This is a genomic window from Labedella phragmitis, assembly GCF_004078635.1.
Lineage (GTDB): Bacteria > Actinomycetota > Actinomycetes > Actinomycetales > Microbacteriaceae > Labedella > Labedella phragmitis.
Genome location: NZ_RZNB01000001.1, coordinates 471243 through 492614, shown reverse-complemented (window position 1 = coordinate 492614; position 21372 = coordinate 471243). Strand labels below are relative to the sequence as shown.

Genomic DNA, 21372 nt, shown 5'->3' with positions numbered 1-21372 from the left:
ACCGACGCCCGTCCTCGTGTGGAAACATTGAGGAATCTCCGAAGGGACCCCACTCGATGTCGATCACCACTGACGCCCAGGCTCTCCTCCCCGATCTCGTCACGCTCCGTCGCGCGCTGCACGCCGCGCCCGAGGTCGGGCTCCAGCTGCCGAACACCCAAGCGGCGGTGCTCGCGGAGCTCGAGGGCCTCGGACTCGAGATCACGACGGGCACAGACACCACGTCGATCGTCGCGGTGCTCCGAGGGGCACACGAGGGACCGAACGTCCTCCTCCGCGGTGACATGGACGGCCTGCCCGTCCGGGAGGAGACGGGCCTCCCCTTCGCCTCGACGAACGGTGCGATGCACGCGTGCGGACACGACCTCCACACGTCGGGACTCGTCGGCGCCGCGCGCCTCCTCGCGTCACGCCGTGACGAGCTCCACGGCTCCGTCATCTTCATGTTCCAGCCCGGCGAGGAAGGTTACGGCGGCGCGAAGATCATGATCGACGAGGGCGTCCTCGACGCGGCGGGAGAGCGACCGGTCGCCGCCTACGGCATCCACGTGATCCCCGGCCCGAACGGCGTCTTCTCGATGCGGCCCGGCCCGGCGATGGCGTCGTCGAGCACGCTGCGCATCCGCATGATCGGCGAGGGCGGCCACGGTTCCCAGCCGTCGAGCGCGTTCGACCCGGTCCCCGCCCTCACCGAGACCGTGTCGGCGCTGCAGTCGATGGTCACGCGCCGCTTCAGCGTCTTCGACCCGGTGGTGCTCACCGTCACGCAGCTGTCGGCCGGCGAGGCGATCAACGTCATCCCGGACTCGGCGAGCCTCGGCGCGACCGTTCGGGCGCTCTCGGACAAGGCGCTCGAGACCCTCGCGACCGAAACCGAGCGGATCGCGTCCGGAATCGCGTCGGCCCACGGCTGCCGTGCCGAGGTCTGGTTCGAGACCATCTACCCCGTGACGGCGAACGACCCCGGCACGACCGCTGCGGCGATGATGACCCTGAGCGACGTCTTCGGTCCCGGCCGGGTCGAGACGATGCCGGAACCGCGGATGGGCAGCGAGGACTTCTCGTTCGTGCTGCACGAGGTGCCGGGAACGTTCATCTTCCTGCAGACGACCCCTCCGGAACTCGATCCCGCGACGGTCGCCTACAACCACTCGCCGCGGGTCCTCTTCGACGATTCGGTCCTCGGCGACCAGGCGGCGGCGCTCGCGGCCCTCGCTCTCTCGCACCTCGGGGCGAGCGCGGCCTGACCCGCCGGGGCGGACGCCCTCCAGCGCTCGGAAACGTCAAAACCCGCGGATTGCGGGCGCGAAGCGGTGACGAGTCATCGGATCCCACACCCCTCAGACGCGGGTGTCCCCCTCGACTTCTCGCGCTGGTAGTGTCTCTCGTCGTGACACCCGCTCTCACACCCCAGGACGATGCTGCGCGCCGTCACGATCCGGCCTTCCGTCCGTCTCCTCAGTACGAGGAGGCGTCGACGATGGGTGAACGCAGCGGAGACGCGGTGTGGATGGCGACGATGAAGGCCGACGCGCTGCTCGGGCACCTCTCGGACGAGTACCGGGTGCAGCTCGGGGCGCGCTTCGACTGGGAGGTCTCCGACGAGGACGTCCGCGTCGCGCAGGCGTCGCTCTCGGCGCAGCGAATCGACGCTCTCGTCCGCGGCCAACGCAAGTCGAGCGTCGCCTCGGTCTCGCCCGACGGCACCGGGCCGGCACTCGCCGGCGAATGGGACCTCACCTCGGACCTGCTCGCCCTCTGATACGCACGGCCGGCGGGCACCTCTCGCCGAATGGACGATGGGGCCGCTCAGGCCAGCCGGTAGTAGTCCGGTTCGATGTTCTCGCCACGGTCGAGCGCGTCGATCGCTGTCATGTCGTCCTCATCGAGGACGAAGTCGAACACGTCGAGGTTCTCGACGAGACGGCCCGGGTCCGCCGACTTCGGCACGGTGACGAGACCGGACTGCACGTGCCAGCGGAGCACGGCCTGCGCGACCGACACGTCGTGCTTCGCGGCGATGCTCGCGAGTCGCGGTTCGCCGAACACCCGGCCGCGCGCGAGCGGCGACCACGACTCGGTGACGACCCCGAGGGCATCGTGCACCGCGCGCTCTGCTGACCGGGTGTGGAAGGGGTGGACCTCGATCTGGTTCACGAGCGGCACCTCCCCGCCGAGTGCGACGAGGTCGTCGAGTTGCTCAGGCGAGAAGTTGGAGACGCCGATCGCGTGAGCGAGGCCCGCCTTCTTGGCCGCCTCGAGCCCCCGCCAGGCGTCGCGGTGCCGCCCACCCGCGCTGTACGGCCAGTGGATGAGGTAGAGATCGACGTGGTCGAGCCCGAGGCGCTCGAGCGACTGCTCCGCGGCGCGAACCGCCGCGACCTCGTCGTGCGCGTCGATCCAGAGTTTGGTCGTGACGAAGAGTTCGGAGCGGTCGATCCCCGAGCGTCGGATCCCCTCGCCGACGCCGAGCTCGTTGCCGTAGATCGCGGCCGTGTCGATCGATCGGTAGCCGAGCCCGATCGCGGTCGACACGATGCGGGCCGTGGTCTCGTCGTCCATGTCGAAGACGCCGAGACCGAGCAGCGGCATCCGAAGGATCGGGTGGACGGGGGCGACGATCGGGGCGGACATGGGACCTCCTCAGTTTTTTCGGACGAGCGTCCTAAAACAGATGTAGCACGCGGCCGCCTGTGACCGAGGGCGAGATGAGACATCGGCCGCGACATTAAACGCGCCGGTAACACGAGCCCACGCCCTGGAAACATGCAGAGTTTATTTTGGACCCATGTCCGATAACGTGCTGCTCGCGCCCACGGTCCCTGATGCCGCATCGGCCGACCCCGCTCCGCTCCTCAGCGTGCGTGATCTCACCGTCTCCTTCAGCACCGCGCGAGGGCGGCACACGGCCGTCTCGAACGCGAGCCTCGATCTCTCCGCGCACCGGACGCTCGCCGTCGTCGGCGAGTCCGGCTCGGGGAAATCCACCCTTGCGGCGGCGATCAACCGCTTGCTCGCACCCAACGCTCGCATCGACTCGGGCAGCATCCTCTTCGACGGGCGCGACCTCGTCACGGCGAACGCTCGAGAGCTCACGCGCGTGCGCGGGGCGGGCATCGGGCTCGTGCCCCAGGACCCCATGTCGAACCTCGACCCCGTCCACCGCGTCGGTGCGCAGATCGTCGAGGCGCTCGAAGCCCACGGCACGTCGTCGCGCGAGTCGAGGAAGCGGGCGATCGAACTCCTCGACCTCGTCGGGATCCCGGAGCCGAAGCGCCGGTTCCGCCAGTTCCCCCACGAGTTCAGCGGCGGGATGCGGCAGCGCGTGCTCATCGCCATCGGTCTCGCCTGCCGACCGAAACTGCTCATCGCCGACGAGCCGACGAGCGCCCTGGACGTGACGGTGCAGCGGAAGGTGCTCGACCGGCTCGACGAACTCACGGCGGAGATGGGCACCGCCCTCTTCATGATCACGCACGATCTCGCCCTCGCCGCCGAGCGGGCGAGCGAGGTCCTCGTGATGTTCCGCGGCACGATCGTGGAGCACGGTCCCGCGGCTCAGCTCCTCGGGGACCCGCAGCACGAGTACACGCGCAAGCTCCTCGATGCGGCGCCGGCCCTCGCTGTGCGCCGCGGCGTCCCGCGTGCCGTCACCCCGTACGCGGAATCCGGCGCGACGGGTGATCCGATCGTCACCCTCACCGACGTCGTGAAGGAGCACTCGGTGCGCGACTCGGCCTTCGGACGCCCGCGCACCTTCGCGGCCGTCGCCGGGTCGACCCTCGACATCCCGCGTGGGAGCACCGTCGCGATCGTGGGCGAGTCCGGATCCGGGAAGTCGTCGACGGCTCGGCTCGTTTTGGGGCTCGACGCACCGACCCGCGGCAGCGTCGTCTTCGACGGCCGTGACGTCGCGTCGCTCTCGAAGGTGGAGTTGACGGCATTCCGCCGCCGCGTGCAGCCGGTGTTCCAGAATCCGTTCGCATCGCTCGACTCGCTCTTCACGGTCGGCGCCACGATCGCCGAGCCGCTCGTGGTGCACGGCATCGGCACCGCTGCAGAGCGCGCCGAGCGAGTGCTCGCACTGCTCGAGGAGGTCGCCCTCCCCGCCGACACCGCGGACCGGTATCCGCACCAGTTGTCGGGCGGACAGCGGCAGCGCGTCGCGATCGCCCGCGCTCTCGCACTCCAGCCCGATGTACTCGTACTCGACGAGGCGGTGTCGGCCCTCGACGTCGTCGTGCAGGCGCAGATCCTCGACCTGCTCGCTCGCCTGCAACGCGAGCACCGCCTGACGTACCTCTTCATCAGTCACGACCTCGCGGTCGTCCGTCAGATCAGCGACTACGTCCATGTGATGTCGCGCGGCCGTATCGTCGAGTCGGGCACGCCCGACGAGCTCTTCGAGTCGCCTCGCGAGGAGTACACGCGCGAGTTGCTCGGAGCCATCCCGGGGGCGCGCCTCGCCGTGTGAGCGCTCCGGTCGGGTGCTTCAGGAAGCCGCCGTCTCCGTCCGCCGCGCACCGGTCGTCGCGCTCACGTGGAGCAGGTCGGCGTGCGGGACGTGCTCGCGGATCTCCTCCTCCACGCGGCCGACGATCGACTCGACCTCGTGGAACGGGGCATCGTCGACGCGCACGATGACGCTGCCGTGGACGCGGTGTCCGACCCAGCGCAAGCGGACGGCGTCGATCCCCCTCACACCGTCGACATGGCCTATCGCGTGTTCGGCGCTGTCGACCAGGTCGGGCTCGATGCCGTCCATGAGCCGGCGACCGACGCTCCGCACGGTCCCCCACAGCAGGACGACGATCGCGATGGAGATGAGGACCCCGACGATCGGATCGGCGAGCGGGAAGCCGAGCGCGACGCCGAGGGCTCCCACCACGACGGCGAGCGAGGTGAACCCGTCCGTTCGGGCGTGCACACCGTCGGCCACGAGCGCCGCCGAACCGATGCGCCTCCCCACCCGGATCCTGTAGATCGCGACGGCCTCGTTCCCGATGAACCCGATGACGCCCGCGACGGCGACCCAGCCGAGGTTCTGGATGGGCTGCGGGTCGATGATCCGCACGATCGACTGCCAGGCGGCGACGACCGCTGACAGCGCCACGACGATCACGATGAAGAGGCCGGCGAGGTCCTCCGCCCGCCCGAAGCCGGAGGGGTATCGTCGCGTCGCGGCCCGACGGCCGAGCACGAACGCGATCCACAGCGGCACGGCGGTCAGGGCGTCCGAGAAGTTGTGGACCGTGTCTGCGAGCAGCGCGACGGACCCGCTCACGAGCACGACGACGAACTGCAGGATCGTCGTCGCGAGCAGCACCCACAGGCTGATCTTCAGCGCGCGGACGCCCTGCACGCTCGACTCGAGAGCGTCGTCGACGGCATCCGAGGGGTCGTGCGTGTGCGGAACGAACAGCTCACGCAGGAACCCGCGCACGCCGTCGCCGTGCGAGTGCCCGTGCCCGTCGGCGTGTCCATGTCCATGTCCGTGATCGTGATCGTGATGATGGCGGTCGTCGCCGTGGCGATGCGGATCGATCACGCATCCACCTCCTCGCGGTGGTGGTGCGGTGTTCCGCCGAGCGCGTGTTCCGCCTGGAAGATCGCGTCGGTCACGAGCCGCCCTGCGTGCTCGTCGGTGAGGCGGTAGAACACGCGAGTGCCGTCTTGCCGCGTGCTCACCATGCGACCGAGCCGGAGCTTCGCGAGGTGCTGCGAGACGGCTGCGGGCGATTTGTCCACGATCCCGGCGATCGCGTTCACGGACAGCTCTCCGCTCTCCTTGAGGGCGAGGATGATGCGCACGCGCGTCGCGTCGGCGAGCATCGAGAACACCTCGACGGCGAGTTCGACGTACGGGCTCTCGGGCTTGCGACCGCACGCCTCATTATCTGCATCCATGCGCAGATATTAGTACGTCGATCGTCGACCGCGCTGCGAACGAGAACGTCACCACGCGGTCACTGAGCCTGTCGAAGCGGGGCGCGGAAGCCCGCGGTCACCACCCTTCGACGAGCTCAGCGACCGGTGGGCGTCCACCATGGGCACCGGCGTCCGTCTCCGAGCGGACGGACCGAGGGGCAGCGACTAGCGGCGCGCCTTCACGTCGAGGGCGTCGCGCAGGCCGTCACCGATGAAGTTGATCGCGAGCACGATCGAGACGATCGCGAGGCCCGGAGCCGCGGCGATCCACGGCTGGTAGAAGTTCTTCGCCCCCTCGGTGATCATCGCGCCCCACTCCGGCGTCGGAGGCAGCGCGCCGAGGCCGAGGAACGACAGTGACGCGACGAGCAGCACGATCTGGCCGAGGTCCATCGTCGCGTTCACGAGGGTCGGCGTCGAGGCGTGCGGGATGATGTGGCGGAACAGGATCCGGCTGCGGGACGCCCCGATCGCCACCGCCGACTCCACGTGTTCCCGCTCCTTGATCGAGAGCACCTGACCACGCATGAGCCGCGCGTAGATCGGCCACCACACGATGATGATCGCGACCCCGGCGTTGTCGAGCCCCGGGCCGAGCGCCGCTGCGACCGCCATCGCGAGGAGGATCGCCGGGAACGACATCGTGATGTCGGCGATGCGCATGATGATCGCGTCGACGAGACCGCCGACGTAGCCCGCGACGGCGCCGAGCACGCTGCCGACGAGCACCGACGCGACGATCGACACGAGCGCGATGGGCAACGAATACCGTGCGCCGTAGAGGGCGCGGCTGAGGACGTCGCGACCGAGCGCGTCCGTTCCGAACCAGTGCGCCGCGCTCGGAGGGGACAACCGCTGCCCGACCGAGGCGAGCGGATCGAACGGTGCGATCCACTGCACGGACACGACGAGGACGAGCCAGAACGCGACGATCACGTACCCGAACACCATCTGCGGCCTCATCCACGCCGAAGAGCGCACGGAGCGCAGCGCGGCGATCGACGTGGTGCCGAAACCGGCGATACCGGATGCTGCCGTCATGCGAGTCTCACTCTCGGGTCGATCGCGGCGTACACGAGGTCGGTCGCGAGGCTCGCGAGCAGGAAGATGACGCCGCCGAGGAGGGTGACGCCGTTGATGGCGGGGTAGTCGAGGCTTCGTGCGGCCTCCACGGCATACGAGCCGATCCCGTTCCACGAGAAGATCTGCTCGACGAGCACGGCACCCATCAGGAGCGAACCGAACGCGAAGCCGACGATCGTGACCACGGGAGTGAGGCTGTTGCGGAGCACGTGGCGTCGCATGACGGCGGACTCGGCGATGCCTTTCGCGCGCACCGTCCGGACGTAGTCGGAGTGAAGCTCGTCGAGCATCGCGGCACGCACGAGCCGGCTGATCGTTCCCATGAGTCCCCACGCGAGCACGAAGGCCGGGAGCAGGAGATGCGCCCAGGCGTCGACGAAGAGCGGGACGTTCCCGGAGAGGAGGGCGTCGATCGTGTAGAAGCCCGTGACGTGCGGAGGAGCCTCGACGCGCGCCGACAGCCGACCGGGCCCTGGCACGATCCCGAGTTGCGCGTAGAAGACGAAGAGGAAGAGCAGGCCCGTCCAGAAGACGGGGAGCGAGGAGCCGAGCAGGGCGAAGACGCGCGCCGCGTTGTCCGTGAAGGAGTCCTTCCGGCTCGCCGAGATCACCCCCAGGACCGTGCCGAAGACGGCGCCGATGACGAGGGCGAGGATCGTCAGCTCGAGCGTGGCTGGCAGGCGTTCGGCCAGATCGCTCGATACGGCTGCACGGGTCTGGAACGACGTGCCCATGTCACCCGTGAGCAGACGGCCGATGTAGCTGACGTACTGGACGACGACGTTCTGGTCGAGCCCCCAGCGCTCCCGAGCCGCTTGCACGACCTCGGGGTTGTTCATGCTGCGTTCGCCGACGATCGCCGCGATCGGGTCGGCCGGCATGAGGCGGGAGATCACGAACGCGATCGTCACGAGCCCGAGGAGCAGGAGCGGGACGATCGCGAGGCGACGGAGGACGAAGCGGGTCATGTGGTCTCCAGTGGGGACGGGGGAAGAGGCGGACGGAGCACTGAGGGGGTGCGCTCCGCCCGCCCGTCGATCAGCCGCTGAGGCCGAGCTGCCCGATCTCGAGGTTGCAGCACGGGCTGTATGCGACCCCGCTGATGTCGCTCGCGTAGGCGAGGATCAGTTGCGGGTTGACCATGGGGAGGACGAAGGCGTCGGCCGCCATCGACTCGGCGAGCGCCTGGTAGGTCGCGACGCGCTCATCGCCCGACTGGCTGAGCGCCTGGGCGAGCAGGTCCGTCTGCTCCTGCGACACCGAGCCGGTCCACGGGTTCACGAGGCCGCCCTGATCGATGTTGCCGAAGTACTGGATGTACTGGCTCGAGTCGGTGTGGTCTGGCGCGAAGTACACGGCCGTCACCGGGGTGCCCTCGCCGCCCATCGTGGAGGCCCACTGACTGAAGTCGGTGGGGTTGAGCTCGAGCGTGACGCCGATCTCCGCGAGGTCCTGCTGGATCGCCTGCATCTGCAGGTCGAGGTCGACGCCGTAGGCGACGAGCTTCGGGTAGGTCGCGCTGAGCGTGAAGCCGTCGGCGTACCCGGCCTCCTCGAGCAGCGCCTTCGCCCCGTCGAGGTCGTAGCTCGGCAGGGCGACCTCCTCGCTCCCCTCGAAGCCGTTCGGGATGGGCGAACCCTGGAGCTTGCCGTAGCCGGCGACGAGTGTGTCCACGAGGCCGTCGTAGTCGACGGCCATGCGGATCGCCTCGCGGACGCGCACGTCCTGGAGTGGTTCTCCGCCGGGCGCCGCCGGCAGCAGTGCGATGTAGGTGTAGTTGAAGGAGTCGACGATCTCGGTCGCGATGGCCTCGTTCCCCTCCAGCTGCGCGAGCGCGTCCGGCGAGATCTGCATCGCGATGTCGACGTCGCCCTGCTGCAACTGCTGGAGCTGCGAGCTCGAGTCGGTGACCTCCTTCATCTCGACGGAGGTGAACTCCGGCTCGTCGCCCCAGTACTCCTCGTTCGCGGCGAGCTCGACGGACTCTCCCGACGTGTAGTCGGTGAGCGTGTACGGGCCGCTGCCGGCGGAGTTCGCGAGGAACCAGCCCTCGGCGTCGTCGGTCGTCGCGGCGTCGGCCGCGGCGCTCGCTCCGTTCTCCTCGGCGACCTCGCTGTTGACGATGCCGAGGTACGGCGCGGCCACGATCGCGAGGAACGCGGAATTCGGGTTCTCGAACGAGACGACGACCGTCTCGGCGTCCGGCGTCTCGATGCCCGTGAGTCCCGCGAGCAGGAACGAGGCGGAGCCCTGCAGGTTGACGAGCCGCTCGAAGCTCCACTTCACGTCGGCGGCCTCGACGGGCGACCCGTCGGAGAAGACCGCGTCGGTGTCGAGGTGGAACGTGAATTCGGTGTTGTCGGCGTTGGCCTCCCACGACTCCGCGAGGCCGGGCAGGACCGTGGACGTGTCGGCCGGGTCGATCGTCACGAGCCGTTCGTACAGGGCGGTGTAGAGGATCTGGCAGGTGTCGCAGTAGCCGCGCTGCGGGTCGAGTGTCGTCAGGTCCATGGCCCGCGCGATCACGAGCGGACGATCGCCCGACGTGGCCGCGGGGACTCCACCGGCACAACCGGTCAGGGCGAGCGCGACGGCGACCGTCGCGGTCGCGACGGCCCTCCACCGGCGTCGGGTTCGCTGTGGTGCAGGGTTCACGGGTTACTCCTCGTCAGGTCGATCAGGTGCCGGTCGGGATGGAGCTGGTCGGGTGGAGCGGGGTGATGGAGCGAGGTGGCCGAGTGGGACGGTCGTCGTCAGCCGATGACGGAGCGCGTCTCCGCGAAGGCGTCGGCTGTGCGCTCGAGCGCCTCGGCGATGTCCGCTTCCGTGTGGGCCGTGGAGAGGAACCAGTTGTGGACGGGGTGCAGCAGCACCCCGCGGGCGGCCGCGGCGCCGGAGAACGCGAGCGCCGTCGCGTAGTCGGTGTCGCCGACGAACCGCAGGTACGGCATCACGGCGGGTCCGCTCTGCACGATCTCGAAGCCGTTCTCCTCCGCCTGCGCCTGCAGGCCCGTGCGGAACAGCGTGCCGACGTGGTCCATGTAGGCGGGCGTGTCGGTCTCGCGGAGCAGGCCGATGTTCGCGATCGCCGCGGCCATCGCCACACCCGAGTACCAGAACGACCCCGTCGCGTAGATGTCGGAGGCGGCCTGCGCGAGGGAGTCGATGCCCACGACGGCGGACAGCGCGTAGCCGTTCGCGATGGCCTTGCTGTACGCGATCAGGTCGGGGGCGACGCCGAGGGGCTCCCACGCGCTGCCCGTGACGAGGCGGAAGCCCGTTCGCACCTCGTCCATGATGAGGACGGCGCTGTTGCGGTCCGCGATCGCACGGACGGCCCGGGCGAACTCGACGTCGGCGAGGCGCTGGTCGTCGGCGGGCCCGTCGTGCTTGAACGGCGAGACGATGATCCCCGCGAGGTCGTCTCCGGCCTCGGCCGCCGCCGCCTCGAGCGACGTGATGTCGTTGAACTCGAAGTAGATGATGTTGGCGCGGTCCTCGGGGGTCGAGCCGAGCGGGTTCGGATTGAACCAGGCGTTGGCGCCGTGGTACGCCGTCGTGCCCTTGAGGATCTTGCGCTTCCCCGTCGCGGCACGGGCGATCGTGACCGCGAGGCTCGTCGCGTCGGTGCCGTTCTTGCCGAACATCGCCCAGTCGGCCGGGCCGACCGTGTCGACGAGCAGTTCCGCGAGCTCGACCATGCGGGGGGTGGGGCCTCCGAGGGCATCGCCCTCCGCGAGCTGCGCGGCGGCGGCCGCCTCGACGACGGGGTTCTTGTAGCCGGAGATCATCGGGCCGAAGCCGCACATGAAGTCGATGTACTCGTTGCCGTCGACGTCGGTGAGGCGGGCGCCGTCGCCCGAACGGTAGTACTGCGGGTAGGACGCGGGCAGCAGCGTCACGTTGAGGTGGCCGTACATGCCGCCGGGGATCACACGGGCGGCGCGTTCACGCAGGGCGGCATCGACGGGCTTGAGCAACGGCGTCATGGTCTCGATCGTCATGAGGGTCCTTCTCGCTGGGAGCCGGTCAGGGGGCGCGGCACTCCGCGTCGTCCGGTGCATCCAGTTTTTGGTACAGGCGTCCGAAATAGATTTCGATCCCGTTACGGGTAGGTTAAATAGGGCAAGCGTCCGAAAACACTTGCGACGATGGAGTCGCGTCGAACGCTGGCACAGGAGGGGAGGCACGCCGCATGCCGAAGATCGTGGACCATGACGAGCGCCGGGCGACCGTGCTCGAAGCGACGTGGCGGGTCATCAGCCAGCAGGGACTCGAGGCGGCGACCGTGCGCGAGATCGCGAAGGCCGCCGGCGTCTCGAACGGGGCACTCGCGCACTACTTCACGAATAAGGACGACGTGCTCATCCAGGCGCACAAGCTCGCCTATCAGCGCGTCTACGACCGCGTCGCGGAGCGGGCGGCGGGGCTCGACACGTTCGAACTGCTGAGCGAGATGCTGCACGAGGCGATGCCACTCGACGATGAGCGCCGGACCGAAGCGCTCATCGACCTCAGCTACATGGGGCGGGCGATCACGAACCCGGCGCTCGCCGAGGTGCGGGCGGACTCGATGGTCGTCGCACGCGGCTGGTGGACCGACGGCCTCACCGCCGCCCGCGACGCCGGAGCGCTCCGCGCCGACCTCGACATCACCCTCACCGTGAACGAACTGCTCGTCCTGATCGACGGCATCTCGGTCCAGGCCGTGCTCTACCCCGAGAACATGAGGCCGGATGTGCAGCGTTCGCTCGTCGACGCGTTCCTCGCCCGCATCCGCGCCTGATCGCAACCAGCGGCTGGCGGCGACCGAAACGTCACCCCCTGGTGCCGCTCCTCAGGGACCGTCGGCCGTCGGTGCCGGCGCTCAACGCGGCACGTGGGCGTCGAGCCAGGCGACGAGGTCGGCGACGATCTCCTCGCGGTTCGTCTCCTTGTAGATCTCGTGGCGCGCGCCCTCGTAGACGCGGAGGGTCACATCGGAGAGCCGTGACCGCTTCACGTACGCATGGCGCAGCAGCCGCATGCCGCGTGCCCCACCGAGGGGATCGTCCGAGCCGCCCTGGATGAGGACGGGCAGGTCGCGCGGCATCCGCCGCGGCGGCCGCCCCAGGAACGCGAACGCCTGGATCGCCGTCCACACGGGCTGCTGCGCGATGTCGAACGCCCGCGGATCCTCCGCGAAAGCCGCGCCGACCGCCGAATCACGCGACAACCACTCGAGCCCCGTGCTCCCGGGCGTCCGCCACTGCTTGTTGAGGTCGCCGGCATTGATGACGCCGGGCACCGCGAGGGATGTCCCCGACAGCACGAGCGCGGAGTACGGGTGCTCGCGTGTGACGATCTTCTGCGCCATGAGCGAGCCCCAACTGTGGCCGAGGAGCACGATCGGCACGTCGGGGTATGCGTCCGCGATCGCTCGACCGACGTGCAGGACCGAGCGGATCGCACCGCGCGTCGTGCCGTCGCCGAGACGTCCGAGCCCGAGGTGGTTCTCCCCCGTCGCGCCGTGTCCGCGGTGGTCGTCCGCGATCACGGTGAAGCCAGCGCCGTTGAGATCGGCGGCGAGCGCCGCATACCGACCGGCATGCTCCCCCGCGCCGTGCACGATGTGCACGATCCCGCGGGGATCCTCCACCGCCCACACGTAGTACCAGATGGTGACCCCGTCGCCGTCGACGAGGGTCCGCGTCTCGGGGGCCTCACTCACCCCCACACCCTACCCACGCCTCCCCCTCTCTCCCCCCTGAAAATCCCGCATGAGCACGAAAATTCGAGCACAAAGGGGATATTCAGGGGGGAGAGGGGGAGGCGGGAATAGTTAGCGAGGGTAATGAGTTACGCTAAGTAATATGCCTCGAACCATCGCCGAACAGAGTTCGGACCTGCGGATGGGCACGTTCCGGCTGGCTCGCCGACTGCGCGCGGAGAAGTCCGACGACGATCTCAGCGACGGCCAGTTCTCGGTCCTCGCCGCCCTCTTCACGCACGGTCCCCACACCCTCAGCTCCCTCGCGGAACGCGAACGCGTCTCCGCCCCCTCCATGAACCGCACCGTCGGTTTCCTCGAAGAACTCGGTTACCTCACACGTGTGACCGACACCGCGGACAAGCGACGCGTCACCATCACGCTCACCCCGAGCGGAACGGACACCGTGAAAGCCACCGTCAAGAAACGCGACGCCTGGCTGACGCACGCCCTCAAGGCGCTCAGCCCCGAAGACCGCGCGATCATCGCTGATGCCGCCGCCATCATGCAGAGGATGGCGGAACGATGAGCGCCATGTTCCGCTCGCTCTCCGTCCGCAACTACCGGCTCTGGTTCATCGGCGCACTCGTGTCGAACATCGGCAGCTGGATGCAGGCGACCACCCAGAACTGGGTCGTCCTCACCGACCTGACGGACAACGACGCCGTGGCCGTCGGCACGACGATGGCACTGCAGTTCGGTCCGCAGCTCCTTCTCGTGCCCATCACCGGACTCATCGCCGACCGCTTCGATCGCCGCAAGATCATCCTGGTCACGCAGTCGCTCCTGCTGCTACTGGGACTCGGCCTCGGCCTCCTCCTCATCCTCGGTCACGCCGAGCTCTGGCATCTCTACCTCTTCGCGCTCGCCCTCGGTCTCGTCAACGCCGTGGACGGGCCCGCCCGTCAGACGTTCGTCTCCGACCTCGTGGACGAGCACAACATGTCGAACGCGGTCGCACTCAACGCCGCGTCCTTCAATGCCGCACGCATGATCGGCCCGGCCGTGTCTGGCCTGCTCATCGTTCTCATCGGCGCCGGTTGGGTGTTCGTGCTCAACGCCGTGACGTTCGTCGCGATGATCATCGCGCTCGTGAACATCCGGACGTCGGAGCTGCGCCCGCGACCACGGGCCAACCGGTCGAAGGGACAGCTGGCTGAGGGCTTCCGCTACGTGCGCGGCCGCCCCGATCTTCTCGTCGTGTTCGCCGTCGTCTTCCTCATCGGGGCGTTCGGCATGAACTTCCCCATCTTCGCGTCGACGATGGCCGTGGAATTCGGTCGCGGCGCCGGCGAGTACGGTCTGCTGTCCTCGATCCTCGCGATCGGCTCCCTCACCGGCGCGCTGCTCGCGGCGCGTCGGGAACGCGCAAGACTGCGGGTCGTCATTCTCGCCTCGGCGGGCTTCGGCCTCGCGGCGATCACGTCGTCGCTCATGCCGACCTTCTGGACCTTCGGCGTCTCCCTCATCCTCATCGGCTTCGCGACCGTGACGATGCTGACGACAGCGAACGGCTACGTGCAGACGACGACGGAGCCGGCCGTGCGCGGGCGCGTGATGGCGCTCTACATGGCGATCCTCATGGGCGGCACGCCCGTCGGTGCGCCCATCGTCGGAGCCGTCGCAAACGCCTTCGGACCACGCTGGGCCCTCGTCGTGGGTGGCGTCGCGGGGATCATCGCGTCCGTGATCGCACTCACGTGGCTCGTCATCGCGAAGGACCTGCGCGTCCGGTTCTCGCGGCACGTACGTTTCGGCGTCGCGCTCGAGTACACGGGCAAGCAGCGGGCCCGGCCGACCGGGGTCGTTCCGGAGGACTTCTCGGAGCAGGTCGCCCTCACATCACCGATCCCGATCCCCCTCCCCGGGGCGACCACGCGTCACAACGTCGGTTCGAAGCGCACGCCGACGGGCTCCGTCCCGCAGCGCGCCCAGCGCCGCTGATCGCAAGACGACCCGCCGCCGCCCGCCCTACGCGTCCCGTTACGCCTCGAGCCGAGCGCCACAGATGATTCTGTGGCGCTCGGCTCAAAGGATGGTGCCGTCGGGTCGACGCGGCCTACCGGCGGCGGAAGATCCCGGTCAGTCGGTGATCGCGGCGCGGAGCTCCGCAGCGGCGGCCCCCACGTCGGCCGCGCCGTAGATGGCGCCGCCGGCGACGGCGACCCGCGCGCCGGCCTGCTGGACGGACGCGATCGTCGACGCGTTGATGCCGCCGGCGACCGAGAACGGCACGCCGGACGCCTCGCCGTCGCGCAACAGCGTGGAGAACGTGAAGCCCTCCTCGGCCTGCTCGTCGAGGCCCGCGTGCATCTCGACGAATTCGGCGCCGAGGGCGACGACCTCCTTCGCGCGCTTCGGCTTGTCGGCTACCCCGATGAGGTCGACGACGACGCCCTTGCCGTGCTTCCTGGCGGCGGTGACGGCTCCGATGATCGTGCTGTCGCCCGCGGAACCGAGGACGGTCACGAGGTCGGCGCCGGCGGCGAAGGTGATGTCCGCCTCGAGCTCACCGGCGTCCATCGTCTTGAGGTCGGCGAACACGATCTTGTCGGGGTGAGCAGCCTTGATCGCCGTGACGGCGGAGAGACCGGCGCTCTTGATGAGCGGGGTGCCGAGCTCGAGGATGTCGACGTGCGGCGCCGCGGCGGCGGCGAGTTCGAGGGCGGCTTCGGTCGTGAGGGTGTCCATGGCGAACTGCAGTTTCATGATGTTCCTATCCGTGTGATGAGGGGGAGAAGAGGTGGGCGTCATCCGACGTCTGAGTCACTCGAGGTTCGCGTGACGGGGCCAGAGATCGTCGGCGCTCGCGCCCGAGCGCTTCCAGAGGGCGTGGAAGAGGGCATCACCGAGAAGGACGACGATCTGCTCGAACAGGCTGCCCGCGTACTGAGCGGACGCCGCTCCCGAGCGGTCGCGCTTCTCGGCGGCCGGAACGACGACGACAGCGGTCGCGAGCGCCGCGAGTGGCGAATCGGAGACCGTGGTGATGACCGCGATCCGAGCCTCAGCACCGGCTGCCGTCTCCGCGGCACGCACGATGGCACCCGTCGTGCCGGAGCCGCTGGCCGTGAGGAGCACGTCGCCCGCCGTGATGGCGGGCGTCGTCACCTCGCCCACGACGTGCACGTCGAGACCGAGGTGCATGAGGCGCATCGCCGTCATCCGCAAGGCGAGACCCGACCGGCCCGCGCCGACCACGAAGACGCGATCGGCGGATGCGATGAGGTCGGCGACGGCCTCGAGCGGGTTCGGGGCGGCACCAGCGGCCGACTCGGTGAGCACCCGATCGACGAGGGTGTCGAGTTCGCGCCGGATCACGAGGAGGGCATCGGCGACGGACGTCTCGGGGGAAGTCATCTCTCCATCCTGCGCTCCGCGTCCCGGGCGGACGCTCCCCCGTTGGAACGGGTTCACCTACCCGAAAGAGTGGGATGGGTGGAGCGTATAGTCGGGTGATGATCGCCGACACCGTCCAGCTCGCCGCCGACCAGGCCGACCGTCACGCGGTGACGCTCGAGTCGATTCTCGCAGTGCTCCGCTCGCGACGTCTCGACGACCGCGCCGCGCGGACCATGGCCACGGACCTCGCCGCGGGAGCGCTCGTCGATTTGCGAACCGCGAGCGACGAGTTCCGGGACAGCCTCGTCGAGCCCGTCGTCGGAGCATTCGCCCGACTGCGGAACGATCTCAGGCCCCTCGTCCGCCACGGCGACCTCGACGTCCAGTTCGTCGAACCGCCTGCGACGGGCCGAGCGCTTCCCGGAGAGGTCGCGCATGCCGCGCGCGCCATCGTCCGGAGCGCCGTTCTGGCCTTCGTCGATCAGGGCGAGACGACCCGCGTCCGGATCCAGTGGGACTGCGACGGCCTCAACCTCCTCATCGACATCCGCGACGATGGGCGCGGCGAGCTGACGGCCCACGACGACTCGCTCCGGCCGATCGCCGAGCGGGTCGCGGCTCTCGGCGGTGAGCTCGGCGTCTCGTCGACCGCGGGGTGGGGTTCGGATCTCGCGATCCGTCTGCCGCTCGATCCGCCGGCGCTGCCCGAGTCGCTCGATAGCGTCGCGCTGAGCGCGCGCGAGCGCGAGGTGCTGCGCCTCGTCGCGTCGGGCGCTCGCAACCGCGCCATCGCGGGCGAGCTCGCGATCAGCGAGAACACGGTCAAGTTCCACGTGTCGAACCTGCTGCGAAAGGCCGGCGCGTCGTCACGATCCGAACTCGTGGCCCTCGCGACGCACTGATCCACCGGTCGGCTGTGCGGCGGCGCGTCTCGCTCGGGGCCACACCCGGTCAGCCCTTGCCCTGGCGGCGGTAGCGGAGCGGTGAGACGCCGTGGACGCGCTTGAACTGGCGCGCGAAGTAGAACGAATCGGGATACCCGACCGTTGCGGCCACCGTCGCGACCGGTTGATCCGTCGTGTCGAGGAGTTCTCGTGCCCGCGCCATCCGGACCTGCGTCTGATACTGACGCACGGGGAAGCCGAACCGGGCCTTGAACAGCGCGGAGAAGTGCGATGGGCTCACGCGGGCCATCGCGGCGAGGGCGGCGATCGACACCGGCTCGTCGACCGTCTCCCGGATGTACGCGGCCGCACGGTCGAGCACATCGTGCCGTGAGCCGGGAGCGCGGTCCGTCGCGAGCTGGGCCATGAGGTGCCACGCGGCGCCCGCCGCACCGAGCAGGCTCGCGGGTGACGTGTCGCGTTCCATCCACTCGAGGGCCTCTCCCACGAGGGCGACGGCGCGGTACACATCGGAGAGCGAACGGACCGGCGAGCGCGTCGTGATCCCGGCCGCCGTGAGGAACTCCGGCAGGTCACGGCCCTGTACGTGCATCCACCAGAGCGTCCACGGATCGTCCGGGTCGGCCCCGTACGCGTGGGGTCGTCCGGGCGGGAGCACGACCGCCTCGCCGGCGGACACGGTGAAGCGTCCGTCCTCCGTCTCGACCCAACCCCTGCCCCGCGTGCAGACGAAGACAACGGCCTGCGGGATCCCCGTCGCGCGCTCCCTCCCGTGGGATTCGGCCTCCGGGAAGTAGCCGCAATCGGTCACGACGAGGTGCGCCGTCCCGGGCCGCTGCAGCGCGTCCCGCACGAGCGGACGCGGGAGCACGAGCATACGCTGGCCGGGGAAGCCGTCGGGGATGGGCACGGGGCGATCATGCTCCCGGATCGTCGTTTTGTCCAGATTCCTCCGCGAATCCTGCTGTCGAGTCGCGCAGGAGCGCGCCTAACCTGAACGGGTGCTCGACGATCAGACAACGGTGTCGCCCTCGCGACTGACCCTTCCGCCCGTACCCGATTCCCTGGCGGACGCGGACGTGGCCGCCTGGAGCGAGCCGGTCACGATCGACACGTACCTCCCCGCCGAACCCGACGATTACCCGGCGTTCCTCGGCACGCGCGTCTACCAGGGCTCGTCCGGAGCCGTCTTCCCGCTCCCCTTCCACGAACGGATCGAGCAGGAGAAGAAGCCGCACGAGTGGCAGGCCGTGCACCTCGAGAACCGCTGGGTCCGCCTCATGATCCTCCCGGAGCTCGGCGGCCGCATCCACGTCGGGTACGACAAGGTCGCCGACTACGACTTCTTCTACCGCAACAACGTCATCAAGCCGGCTCTCGTCGGTCTCGCGGGCCCATGGGTGTCCGGCGGGGTCGAGTTCAACTGGCCGCAGCACCACCGGCCGGCGACGTTCCTCCCCGTCGATGTCGAGATCGAGCACGAGGACGACGGATCCGTCACCGTCTGGTGCAGCGACCACGATCCCATGAAGCGGATGAAGGGCATGCACGGCATCCGGCTGCGCCCCGACAGCACCGTCATCGAGGCGCGCGTCCGACTCGTCAACCGGACGGAGACGACGCAGACCTTCTTGTGGTGGGCGAACGTCGCCGCTGCGGTCAACGACGACTACCAGTCGTTCTTCCCGCCGGACGTTCATTTCGTCGCCGACCATGCCAAGCGCGCGATCGCGACCTTCCCGGCCGTCGACGGCGACTACTACGGAATCGACTACCCGGCGCGACGGACGCCGGAGCGGCCCGACGGCGATCGCCTCGACTGGTACCGCAACATCCCCGTGCCGACGTCGTACATGATCGTCGACACGGCCGAGGACTTCTTCGGCGGGTACGACCACGGTAAGGAGGCGGGTTTCGTCTACTGGGCCGATCACACGATCGCCCCCGGCAAGAAGCAGTGGACGTGGGGAGACGCCGAGTTCGGCCATGCATGGGACGCGAACCTCACGGACGGCGACGGACCGTACGTCGAGCTCATGGCGGGCGCCTACACCGACAACCAGCCCGACTTCTCGTACCTGACCCCCGGTGAGACGAAGAGCTTCAGCCAGTTCTGGTACCCGCTGCACGGGATCGGGCCCGCCCTGCACGCGACGCTCGACGCCGCGGTGCGCCTCGACGTGACCGCACGGGGCGACGAGGCCGAGTTGCGCGTCGGCGTCTCCGTGACGAGGGAACTGCCGGATGCGACGGTCGTCGTCCGCTCCGCATCGGGCCCACCACTCGTCGAGCACACCGCGACGTTGCGACCCGCCGAACCGCTCCTGCTCGACCGCGTCATCGCGGCTGCGACGACGGATCCGCTCACGATCGAGATCCGCGATGCCGACGGTCGGCTCATCCTCGTCTGGACCCAGCCGGCGCCCGAGGAGTCCCCCACTCCGCCGGCGGCCGCGACCGAGCCGCCCGCACCGGGCGACATCACGACGGTCGAGGAGCTCTTCCTCACCGGCCAGTACCTGCACCAGTACCGGCACGCGACCCGCTCGCCGGAGCCGTACTGGGCCGAGGCCTTGCTCCGCGACCCCGGCGACGTGCGCTCGTCGATCGCGCTCGCCGCCGTCCGCCACGACTCCGCTCGGTTCGCCGAGGCCGAGGCCCTACTGCGAAACGCCATCGCCCGGCTCGTGGATCGCGTGCCGAACCCGGCGGACGGCGAGGCGCACTACCGCCTCGGCCTGGCCCTCGTACGACTCGGCCGACCGGCAGAAGCGGTGCCCGCGCTCCGGAAGGCCATGTGGAACTCCGCCTGGCGGGCTCCCGCGGCGCTCGTACTCGCGCGCCTCCACTCCTCCGCCGGCGACCTCCCGCTCGCGCTCGAGCGACTCGACGAGGTCCTCGCCGTCGATGCGGAGAACCTGCAGGCCGGGGCGCTCCGGGCGGCCGTGCTCCGCGCCATCGGGCGCGCCGACGAGGCGGACGACGCACTTACGGCGATCCTGCGGGTCGATCCGCTCGACCAGTGGACCCGCCACCTCGCGGGCCGGACGACGTCCACGGACGGCCCCACCCTCCTCGACGTCGCCATCGAATACGCGTCGAGCGGCTTCCCCGACGATGCGCTCGACGTGTTCAGAGCGGCGGCGGAAGCGGCGGAGGAGACCGCGCTCGGACAAGTGCAGATCGCTCCGCTCGCGCACTACCACCGGGCCGCGCTGCTCGACAGGCTCGGTCGACACGCAGAGGCCGTCGAAGCCCGGGAGGAGGCCAGACACGCAGACGCACGCCACTGCCTTCCCTCACGACTCGAGGACGTCGCAGCGCTCGAGGCCGCGGTCGCCGCGGACACGAGCGACGCTCGCGCCTGGTCGCTCCTCGGGAGCTGGTACTACGCCGCGGGTCGCGCCGACGACGCCATCGCGGCGTGGAGCTCCTCGCTCGCCGCGCCATCGCGCGAGCCGCACGTGACGGCGTCGGCGCACCGGAACCTCGCGATCGCCGAACACAACGTCCGCGGCGACCTCGACGCCGCGCTCGCCCACTTCGACGCGGCGCGCGAGGCCGCCCCCGACGACGCGAAGCTCCTCTACGAGCACGACCAGCTCCTGGCACGCGTCGGGACGTCCGCCGGCGCACGCCTCGAGCGACTCGAGCGACGACTCGACCTCGTCGGTCGTCGCGACGACCTCTCCGTCGAGCTCGCCGGGCTGCTCACGTCCGTCGGCCGGTCGGACGAGGCGCTCGACCTCCTCTCCGTCCGCCGGTTCCAACCGTGGGAGGGCGGGGAGGGACGCGTACTCCGCGCCTGGGACGACGCGCTCCTCGCCCGCGCCGACCGCGCGATCGCGGACGGCGACGGGGACACGGCCGTGGCCGCCATCCAGGCTGCACTGCGGCCTCCGACGAGTCTCGGGGAGGCACGCCACCCGCTCGCGAACGTCGCCCGGCTCCACCTCGCTCTCGGCGACGCGCTCGCCCTGAGCGGGGAGGACGAGGGCGCCCGCGCTGCGTGGGAGACGGCGGCGGCATCCGTCGCCGACTTCACCGACATGAGCACGCGGACGTTCAGCCTCCACACCGTCAGCAGCATCACCGCCCTCCGGCGGCTCGGACGCGACGACCAGGCGGACGAGCTCACCGCGGGCTTCCGTGACTACATCGACGAACTGTCCGGCCGAGCCGGCACCATCGACTACTTCGCCACGTCCCTCCCGACGATGCTCCTCTTCCGCGACGATCCGGACGACGCACTCCGCGCCGAGGTCCGGGCGCTGCGGCGAGCGGTCGAGAGCCTCACCACCCCGACACACCCACAGCTCCAGCAGCATTGACGCCGCTGGCACCGAAGAGAATGAAGGACCAACG

General features: G+C 69.6%; 19 protein-coding genes. 8 read left to right on the top strand and 11 right to left on the bottom strand.

Features of this window, described 5'->3' with window-relative positions; all coding sequences use genetic code 11:
- The first annotated feature begins 56 nt into the window (after positions 1-56).
- On the top strand, positions 57-1247 hold the full coding sequence (locus ELQ90_RS02350) for a M20 metallopeptidase family protein (protein WP_128493649.1): 1191 nt from the start codon (positions 57-59) through the stop codon (positions 1245-1247).
- A gap of 233 nt (positions 1248-1480) precedes the next feature.
- Positions 1481-1762: a hypothetical protein gene (locus ELQ90_RS02345; protein WP_128493648.1), complete on the top strand. Its 282-nt coding sequence runs from the start codon at positions 1481-1483 to the stop codon at positions 1760-1762.
- Between the two features lie 47 nt (positions 1763-1809).
- Here the strand turns inward: ELQ90_RS02345 and ELQ90_RS02340 are convergent, their stop codons facing one another.
- Positions 1810-2634 (bottom strand): aldo/keto reductase, encoded by an 825-nt coding sequence (locus ELQ90_RS02340; RefSeq protein ID WP_128493647.1) that lies wholly within the window; start codon positions 2632-2634, stop codon positions 1810-1812.
- A 154-nt stretch (positions 2635-2788) separates the two neighbouring features.
- Between ELQ90_RS02340 and ELQ90_RS02335 the strand changes: the two genes are divergently transcribed.
- Positions 2789-4474, top strand: a complete 1686-nt coding sequence (locus tag ELQ90_RS02335; RefSeq protein WP_128493646.1) for a dipeptide ABC transporter ATP-binding protein — start codon at positions 2789-2791, stop codon at positions 4472-4474.
- A gap of 18 nt (positions 4475-4492) precedes the next feature.
- Here the strand turns inward: ELQ90_RS02335 and ELQ90_RS02330 are convergent, their stop codons facing one another.
- From ELQ90_RS02330 to ELQ90_RS02305, 6 genes are all read right to left on the bottom strand, one after another.
- On the bottom strand, positions 4493-5548 hold the full coding sequence (locus tag ELQ90_RS02330; RefSeq protein ID WP_128493645.1) for a cation diffusion facilitator family transporter: 1056 nt from the start codon (positions 5546-5548) through the stop codon (positions 4493-4495).
- Entirely contained in the window at positions 5545-5907 is a 363-nt protein-coding gene (locus ELQ90_RS02325; protein ID WP_128493644.1) for an ArsR/SmtB family transcription factor, read from the bottom strand. The genes ELQ90_RS02330 and ELQ90_RS02325 overlap by 4 nt, the downstream gene beginning before the upstream one ends.
- Before the next feature lie 186 nt (positions 5908-6093).
- Positions 6094-6969 (bottom strand): ABC transporter permease, encoded by an 876-nt coding sequence (locus tag ELQ90_RS02320; protein WP_128493643.1) that lies wholly within the window; start codon positions 6967-6969, stop codon positions 6094-6096.
- Complete coding sequence (locus tag ELQ90_RS02315) at positions 6966-7979, bottom strand: ABC transporter permease (RefSeq protein ID WP_128493642.1); 1014 nt, start codon at positions 7977-7979, stop codon at positions 6966-6968. The genes ELQ90_RS02320 and ELQ90_RS02315 overlap by 4 nt, the downstream gene beginning before the upstream one ends.
- 70 nt (positions 7980-8049) lie before the next feature.
- Positions 8050-9666, bottom strand: a complete 1617-nt coding sequence (locus ELQ90_RS02310) for an ABC transporter substrate-binding protein (protein ID WP_128493641.1) — start codon at positions 9664-9666, stop codon at positions 8050-8052.
- Between the two features lie 98 nt (positions 9667-9764).
- The gene (locus ELQ90_RS02305) at positions 9765-11015 is read right to left on the bottom strand and encodes an aminotransferase class III-fold pyridoxal phosphate-dependent enzyme (RefSeq protein WP_128493640.1); all 1251 of its coding nucleotides are present in this window, start codon (positions 11013-11015) and stop codon (positions 9765-9767) included.
- Positions 11016-11206: 191 nt separating this feature from the next.
- Here ELQ90_RS02305 and ELQ90_RS02300 point away from each other — a divergent pair, with 191 nt between their 5' ends.
- Positions 11207-11797 carry a TetR/AcrR family transcriptional regulator gene (locus tag ELQ90_RS02300; protein WP_128493639.1) on the top strand — a complete coding sequence of 197 codons (591 nt, stop codon included), beginning with the start codon at positions 11207-11209 and terminating at the stop codon, positions 11795-11797.
- Positions 11798-11878: 81 nt separating this feature from the next.
- Here the strand turns inward: ELQ90_RS02300 and ELQ90_RS02295 are convergent, their stop codons facing one another.
- Positions 11879-12721, bottom strand: coding sequence for an alpha/beta hydrolase (locus ELQ90_RS02295; protein ID WP_128493638.1), 843 nt, complete (start codon positions 12719-12721; stop codon positions 11879-11881).
- Positions 12722-12863: 142 nt separating this feature from the next.
- Between ELQ90_RS02295 and ELQ90_RS02290 the strand changes: the two genes are divergently transcribed.
- Both ELQ90_RS02290 and ELQ90_RS02285 read left to right on the top strand, forming a co-directional pair.
- Positions 12864-13289, top strand: a complete 426-nt coding sequence (locus ELQ90_RS02290) for a MarR family winged helix-turn-helix transcriptional regulator (RefSeq protein ID WP_128493637.1) — start codon at positions 12864-12866, stop codon at positions 13287-13289.
- Positions 13286-14704: an MFS transporter gene (locus ELQ90_RS02285; protein WP_128493636.1), complete on the top strand. Its 1419-nt coding sequence runs from the start codon at positions 13286-13288 to the stop codon at positions 14702-14704. Before ELQ90_RS02290 ends, ELQ90_RS02285 begins: the two co-directional genes overlap by 4 nt.
- A gap of 138 nt (positions 14705-14842) precedes the next feature.
- On the opposite strand, the gene hxlA is transcribed toward ELQ90_RS02285, so the two are convergent.
- Both hxlA and hxlB read right to left on the bottom strand, forming a co-directional pair.
- On the bottom strand, positions 14843-15469 hold the full coding sequence (hxlA, locus tag ELQ90_RS02280) for a 3-hexulose-6-phosphate synthase (protein ID WP_128493635.1): 627 nt from the start codon (positions 15467-15469) through the stop codon (positions 14843-14845).
- Between the two features lie 57 nt (positions 15470-15526).
- Positions 15527-16120 carry a 6-phospho-3-hexuloisomerase gene (gene hxlB / locus ELQ90_RS02275; RefSeq protein ID WP_128493634.1) on the bottom strand — a complete coding sequence of 198 codons (594 nt, stop codon included), beginning with the start codon at positions 16118-16120 and terminating at the stop codon, positions 15527-15529.
- 98 nt (positions 16121-16218) lie between these two features.
- Here hxlB and ELQ90_RS02270 point away from each other — a divergent pair, with 98 nt between their 5' ends.
- Positions 16219-17004 carry a LuxR C-terminal-related transcriptional regulator gene (locus ELQ90_RS02270; protein WP_243695960.1) on the top strand — a complete coding sequence of 262 codons (786 nt, stop codon included), beginning with the start codon at positions 16219-16221 and terminating at the stop codon, positions 17002-17004.
- Positions 17005-17053: 49 nt separating this feature from the next.
- Here ELQ90_RS02270 and ELQ90_RS02265 read toward each other — a convergent pair whose 3' ends face one another.
- Positions 17054-17917: an AraC family transcriptional regulator gene (locus ELQ90_RS02265; protein ID WP_243695959.1), complete on the bottom strand. Its 864-nt coding sequence runs from the start codon at positions 17915-17917 to the stop codon at positions 17054-17056.
- A gap of 91 nt (positions 17918-18008) precedes the next feature.
- Here ELQ90_RS02265 and ELQ90_RS02260 point away from each other — a divergent pair, with 91 nt between their 5' ends.
- Positions 18009-21338 (top strand): tetratricopeptide repeat protein, encoded by a 3330-nt coding sequence (locus ELQ90_RS02260; RefSeq protein WP_128493632.1) that lies wholly within the window; start codon positions 18009-18011, stop codon positions 21336-21338.
- The last annotated feature ends 34 nt before the right edge of the window (positions 21339-21372 follow it).

Excerpts from the sequence above, each read along its gene's own strand:
- ELQ90_RS02350 (WP_128493649.1), top strand. The coding sequence starts at position 57 with ATGTCGATCACCACTGACGCCCAGGCTCTCCTCCCCGATCTCGTCACG.
- ELQ90_RS02345 (WP_128493648.1), top strand. The coding sequence starts at position 1,481 with ATGGGTGAACGCAGCGGAGACGCGGTGTGGATGGCGACGATGAAGGCC.
- ELQ90_RS02340 (WP_128493647.1), bottom strand. The coding sequence starts at position 2,634 with ATGTCCGCCCCGATCGTCGCCCCCGTCCACCCGATCCTTCGGATGCCG.
- ELQ90_RS02335 (WP_128493646.1), top strand. The coding sequence starts at position 2,789 with ATGTCCGATAACGTGCTGCTCGCGCCCACGGTCCCTGATGCCGCATCG.
- ELQ90_RS02325 (WP_128493644.1), bottom strand. The coding sequence starts at position 5,907 with ATGGATGCAGATAATGAGGCGTGCGGTCGCAAGCCCGAGAGCCCGTAC.
- ELQ90_RS02320 (WP_128493643.1), bottom strand. The coding sequence starts at position 6,969 with ATGACGGCAGCATCCGGTATCGCCGGTTTCGGCACCACGTCGATCGCC.
- ELQ90_RS02315 (WP_128493642.1), bottom strand. The coding sequence starts at position 7,979 with ATGACCCGCTTCGTCCTCCGTCGCCTCGCGATCGTCCCGCTCCTGCTC.
- ELQ90_RS02305 (WP_128493640.1), bottom strand. The coding sequence starts at position 11,015 with ATGACGATCGAGACCATGACGCCGTTGCTCAAGCCCGTCGATGCCGCC.
- ELQ90_RS02300 (WP_128493639.1), top strand. The coding sequence starts at position 11,207 with ATGCCGAAGATCGTGGACCATGACGAGCGCCGGGCGACCGTGCTCGAA.
- ELQ90_RS02290 (WP_128493637.1), top strand. The coding sequence starts at position 12,864 with ATGCCTCGAACCATCGCCGAACAGAGTTCGGACCTGCGGATGGGCACG.
- ELQ90_RS02285 (WP_128493636.1), top strand. The coding sequence starts at position 13,286 with ATGAGCGCCATGTTCCGCTCGCTCTCCGTCCGCAACTACCGGCTCTGG.
- hxlA (WP_128493635.1), bottom strand. The coding sequence starts at position 15,469 with ATGAAACTGCAGTTCGCCATGGACACCCTCACGACCGAAGCCGCCCTC.
- hxlB (WP_128493634.1), bottom strand. The coding sequence starts at position 16,120 with ATGACTTCCCCCGAGACGTCCGTCGCCGATGCCCTCCTCGTGATCCGG.
- ELQ90_RS02270 (WP_243695960.1), top strand. The coding sequence starts at position 16,219 with ATGATCGCCGACACCGTCCAGCTCGCCGCCGACCAGGCCGACCGTCAC.